At 72.2% G+C, this 5021-nt stretch carries 5 protein-coding genes and 1 pseudogene; all 6 read left to right on the top strand.

Features of this window, described 5'->3' with window-relative positions; genetic code table 11:
• Positions 1-37 precede the first annotated feature (37 nt).
• Positions 38-265 (top strand): annotated as a pseudogene (locus ADY01_RS41960) (DNA cytosine methyltransferase); the annotation flags it as partial.
• Positions 266-594: 329 nt separating this feature from the next.
• Positions 595-960, top strand: a complete 366-nt coding sequence (locus tag ADY01_RS32610; protein ID WP_049580357.1) for an RRQRL motif-containing zinc-binding protein — start codon at positions 595-597, stop codon at positions 958-960.
• A complete protein-coding gene (locus ADY01_RS32615; protein ID WP_049580358.1) occupies positions 950-1429 on the top strand; it encodes a hypothetical protein in 480 nt (159 codons plus the stop codon). The genes ADY01_RS32610 and ADY01_RS32615 overlap by 11 nt, the downstream gene beginning before the upstream one ends.
• A gap of 79 nt (positions 1430-1508) precedes the next feature.
• A complete protein-coding gene (gene traA, locus ADY01_RS32620; RefSeq protein WP_159001568.1) occupies positions 1509-2180 on the top strand; it encodes a plasmid transfer protein TraA in 672 nt (223 codons plus the stop codon).
• 13 nt (positions 2181-2193) lie between these two features.
• Complete coding sequence (locus tag ADY01_RS39510; RefSeq protein WP_049580360.1) at positions 2194-4182, top strand: TraB protein; 1989 nt, start codon at positions 2194-2196, stop codon at positions 4180-4182.
• Positions 4183-4384: 202 nt separating this feature from the next.
• Positions 4385-4855, top strand: coding sequence for a hypothetical protein (locus tag ADY01_RS32630; RefSeq protein WP_049580361.1), 471 nt, complete (start codon positions 4385-4387; stop codon positions 4853-4855).
• Positions 4856-5021 lie beyond the last annotated feature (166 nt).

Consider the following 5021-nt stretch of genomic DNA (forward strand, 5'->3'; position numbering starts at 1 on the left):
CGCCTGGTGGGACGCCCACCCCCGACCCACGGTTGACGTGGTCGCCGGCGGTTTCCCCTGCCAGCCCTTCAGCCTCGCCGGGAAGCTCCTGGGCATCGCCGACGTGCGATGGTTGTGGCCCGCGATGGCTGCCGTCGTTCGCCACGTACGACCCCGCTACGTCGTCGTGGAGAACGTCGGAGACCTTGTTCGAGATGCCGACGCCTTCGGATGGGTGCTCGGTGACCTGGCCGCGTGCGGGTTCGATGCGGAATGGGCAGTGCTTTCGGCGCCCGAGTTCGGCGCCCCCCAGGCTGCCCGTGAACGGGTCCTCCTCCTGGCCCACCCCCCGGGCCTCCATGGGCTCACACGGGATCGCGTGGGCCAGGGCCGAACGGGGAGAGCACCGCTCGCAGTTGGAGGACTACATGGCCTTCCGGTGGCTGCGAGAGGGCAGGCCGCGCGTGCGTGGCTTGCTGCCGAACCCCGAGTGGATCGCCTGGCTGATGGGATTCCCCACCAGGTGGAGCAGCTTGGCGCCTACGGCAACGCCGTCATCCCCGCCGCGGCCGAACACATCGGACACCTGATCCTCGACGCCGAAGCGGCGGCGTCGTGACCACCGCCTATGCCGAGGTCTACGACCCGGACGGCACGCGGCACGGCATCCCGACCTGGCCATGGCGCTGGGCACCGGACGGACTCGCCACGCGGCGGCAGCTGCGGGCGATGGGGTTACGGCCGGGTGGTCAGGAACCGGCGGCGCAGGTCATGCGCCTGCGTCGCCGGACCCGGGAGCCGCTGGTCGCCTACCTCTACCACGTCTCCCTGGCCCTGCCGGTGCGGCCGATGACCCCCGCGAAGTGGGCCGCGATCGACGTGGCGCTCAAGGCTCGGCGGACCTGCCCCCAGTGCCGGCAGGTGTGCGACTACGTGATCCCGCGCTCGCTGGGCTGCTGCAACCAGTGCCATGCCGGGTGACCTGCGGCCGGGCCCCGGGTTCCCAGGCATCTGGGTCAGTGCCCCGGTCAGGCCGGACCGGCCGTTCTCCCCGTACACCGCCCGCCCGCCCGAGGGCGCGTACTGGTGCCGCTGCGGCACCAGCGCCACCGCTCGCGGGGAACAGGCGGTTGCCCTGCTCGTCCAGGAGTGGGAGGCACACCAACCGGCCTGCCCCGCGCGGACCGAGCGGCCCTGCCAGCACTGCGGCAAGCCCACGACGGAGCGTTCCACGCCCTCCGGATGGCCCGCCCACGACGCCTGCTACCAGGCGTGGGCCGCCCGGGCGGTGGAGCAGCGGCGCCGCCAGCAGGCCGCTGCTGCCATCGCCGCCCGGCAGGCACAGCGCCGCACGGCCGCGATCCTGCGGCGGCAACTCGAACGCGACGGCTGCCCGCCGCAGGTGATCGACGCGATTGTCAGCGGCGGCATGACCGCCGTCTCCGAGTGATCTGGCCCGGTGTTCCGCCGGGCTCATCAACCCGGGGTCGGCCGCCTCCCTGGCGGTCGGCTCCTCAAGGAGGAGATCAGTGAGTACCCCACCCCGTACCCGGCCGGTCGTCGTCCCGCCGCCTCCGTCGTCCCCGCCAACGCGGGTGCGGCCGACGGTGGAGGACAGGCGCGCGGCGAGCGAGGCCGCGAAGCAGCAGCGGAAGGCCGCCGCGCGCACCGACCGCGAGGCCGCTCGCACCGAGCGGGACCGGCTGCGCCGTGAGCGGGCGGCCACGCACGTCCAGCGTTCGCGGTCCACGCACCGTGAGCGAACCAAGAACCGCAGTCTGACGATCAACATCAACAAGAACTCCGGCCGGTCGGCGGGTGCTGCGGTCGGCCAGAGCGCCGCTGGTGAGGCCAAGGGCACGCCGGGTGCGGAGTTCATGACGAACGAGGACATCCGGGCGTTCTCCGAGCATCTGCGCAAGCAGGGCCGCAACCGGGCCGTGGAACGCGGCATGGACTACGAGCACCTGGTGCAGGTGCTGCGGCACATCCCGGCCTCGGACGGCTCGCTGGCAGGGGCGCGGATGCGCGCCCGGCGGGTGGCGAAGCACCTGAAGGCCATCGCGAGCGCGGAGAAGGTCGTCGCGAAGCAGGCCGCCGCCCTCTACGCGAGCTTTGAGCGCGAGTTCGAGTCCGACCTTCGGAAGATCGGCAAGGCCCGCGCCGCGCAGCAGCCCCGAGCCCCCTTCACCTTCAACTGACAGGAGCACTTCGGTGGCTGACACGGCCAAGATCGCGAAGCTTCTCACTCCCCATGCCCGGCCTTGGGCGGCGCTGGTCGCCGAGGTCCCTGCCGGCGTCGCCACGCACCTCGTGTGGGGCGACTCCCCGGCCGCCGCCGCCGCGATGACGCTCGCGGCCGGCGGCCTGACGGTGGCCACCTGGGTGGCCAGCAAGGGAACCGCCGCGCTCCGCCGGGCCCTTGCCACGCTCTCCACGGGCGCCGGTACCGGCTACCTGCTGGTGGCCACCGTCACCGACCCGCTCGACCCCGTTCTGATCTCCACGCTCGGTATCGGCGGCGCCGCGCTGGCCGGGACGTGGAACGTGGTCACCGCCCTGAAGGTCCGCGACGCCGCCGCCGGCGGCCCGAGCGAGACCGGTGTGCTGGTCAAGTCGATCGGCCAGGCCCGCGCCAAGCTCCGCAAGAAGCCGGACGTCGAGCCCAACAAGGTCACCGCGCCACTCCAGCTGGACGGCATCACCCCCGGCGAGCTGGGCAACCGGATCGAGGCCATGGCCGTGGAGCTGGGCATCTCACCCACCAGCATCCGCATCCTGCCCGACCCGGAGCGGGCCGACCGGCCCGACCTGGTGATCGTGCCGACCGACATGCTCAAGGAGTCCACCCCGTGGCCGGGGCCCGCCAACCTCGGTGGCTCCATCACCGACGCGATCCCGATCGGCCCTTACGAGGACGGCCAGGTCGCTGAGTTGTGGCTGCCTGCCGACCTGGCGACCGGCCGTAACGCCACGCACTTCGGCGTGTTCGGCATGAACGGCTCGGGCAAGAGCGCCGGGTGGTCGGTGGTGGTGACCGAGGTGCTGACCAGGCGCGATGTCATCGTCTGGGGCGCCGACCCGAGCAAGGGTCAGCAGACCTTCGGACCGTTCATGCCCTACATGGACTGGTGCGAGACCACGATGGCCGGGGCCGAGGCCATGGCCGCAGCTCTCCCGCAGGTGATCACCGCGCGGGCCGACCTCATGGGCCGCCACGGCTTCAAGAACTGGACCCCGGAGGTCTACGAGAAGCTCGGCATGCCCTACATGGTCGCCTGGTTCGAGGAGTCCGCGAAGCTCTTCCGCTCCGGCGACGTCGAGATGGAGGGAATCGTCCAGGAGGCCCGCTCCGCCGGAATCACCGTCGAGCTGAGCCAGCAGCGCCCCTCATCCACGAGCATGCCGACCGATGTGCGCGAGCAGCTGGGCGGGATCCTCTGCTTCGGCGTCAAGGGCTCCACCACGGCGGACATGGCGTTGCCGGAGGACGTCCGCGACGCCGGTGCCCGCCCGGAGGCGTGGGAGAACCGGCGGCCGGGCTACGCCTACCTGGTGGCCCCGGGCGTCCCGGAGGAGCGCTACGTCATGCCGCTGCGCACCTACAACATCACCGACGAGCAGATCGCCGGAACCCTCGCCATCGCCCCGCGCCCGAGCGCCGACCCGGTCACCGCACGGGCGGCCGGTGAGGCATACGCCGACCGCGTCCGCCACACCGCCGACAGCATCGCCGTCCCGCAGGAGAGGCACACCGTGCGCACCCACCACGACGAGGAGGAGGAGCGCGAAGCCGCCCTGGACCGGCGCGTCGAGCAGGCCATCATGGAGGCCGCCGGCCTCCACGACGACGACACCCCGGACCCCGACGTGGACCCGGACCGCGAGATCCCGCCCATCCAGCCGGACCAGGTGTGGCCCCTCGGGCAGCCGACCACCGGACGCACGCCCCGGCGGCGCCTGACCCCCGGCGAGGCAGAGGCCGAACTGCTCGCCGTGCTGGAGGAGTTCCGCGAGGAGGACCGCGAGCTGATCGGCCCACGGGACTTCTCCCCGTTCTGGGGCAAGGACGGCCGCCTCAACCGCTCCCGGGCCTGGCTGAGCGAGCAGCTCGGTGACCTGGCCGACGCCGGACTCCACCTCGCCGAAACCGGCGACGAAGGCACCTACCGCCTGCTCTACCCCGAGCCCGCCAACGCCTGACACCCCCGCCGACCAGCACTGACACCTTCTGACACCCACCTGGGGTGCCGGAGGTGTCAGAACGGGGTGTCAGCGGTGTCAGAACGGGGTGTCAGAACTTCTGACACCCCCATCCACCTATAGCAACGCGTGCACGCCCGCGACGCGGCGCGCGTTCTGACACCCCGTTCTGACACCGGCCCCCGGAGAGGAACGGACACCCGTGAAACCCCGCGCGGCCCGCATCCTGGCCGCCGCCTTACGCGCCTGGACCACCCCCACCCCGGACCCCGACAAGGCCGCCGCCCGGCTGGTCATCCGCCAGCCCGACGACTGGGACCACACCGCCACGATCAACCTCACCCACGGCCACACCGACCGGCTCATCGGACTCATCCGCCGTGACGTCGCCGACCGCCTGCCGCGCCGTTGCTCGCCCGAGCAGACAGCACAGGCCATCGACCGGCACCTCGCTCACCGGATCGCCGCCGGACACCGCACCGTGAGCCACAGCGATCTGGTCGACATCGCCCGTTGCACCGGTCAGACCACCCACTGGCTCGCCCACCACCTCGTCACGCTGCTCGACAGCGGACTGCTGCGCGAGACCTGGTGGCGCCCCGGCACCTACCGCATCACCACCCCACCCCCCTGGGCCATCCGCCCCGGCATCACCGCAAGGAGCAGCCGGTGAACCACCACCACCTCACCCACCACACCCACCAGCTCCACGACCAGCCGAAGCCCACCACCCCCACCACGATCGAACTCGCCGCCGAACGCGGCCCCGTCGTCTGGGTCCCGGACGCCTACGGCACCGGCATGGTCCCCATCACCCGCGACCTCGCCCCCTCCATGCC

The sequence above is a fragment of the Streptomyces sp. SBT349 genome (assembly GCF_001083795.1).
GTDB lineage: Bacteria > Actinomycetota > Actinomycetes > Streptomycetales > Streptomycetaceae > Streptomyces.

Excerpts from the sequence above, each read along its gene's own strand:
- ADY01_RS32615 (WP_049580358.1), top strand. The coding sequence starts at position 950 with ATGCCGGGTGACCTGCGGCCGGGCCCCGGGTTCCCAGGCATCTGGGTC.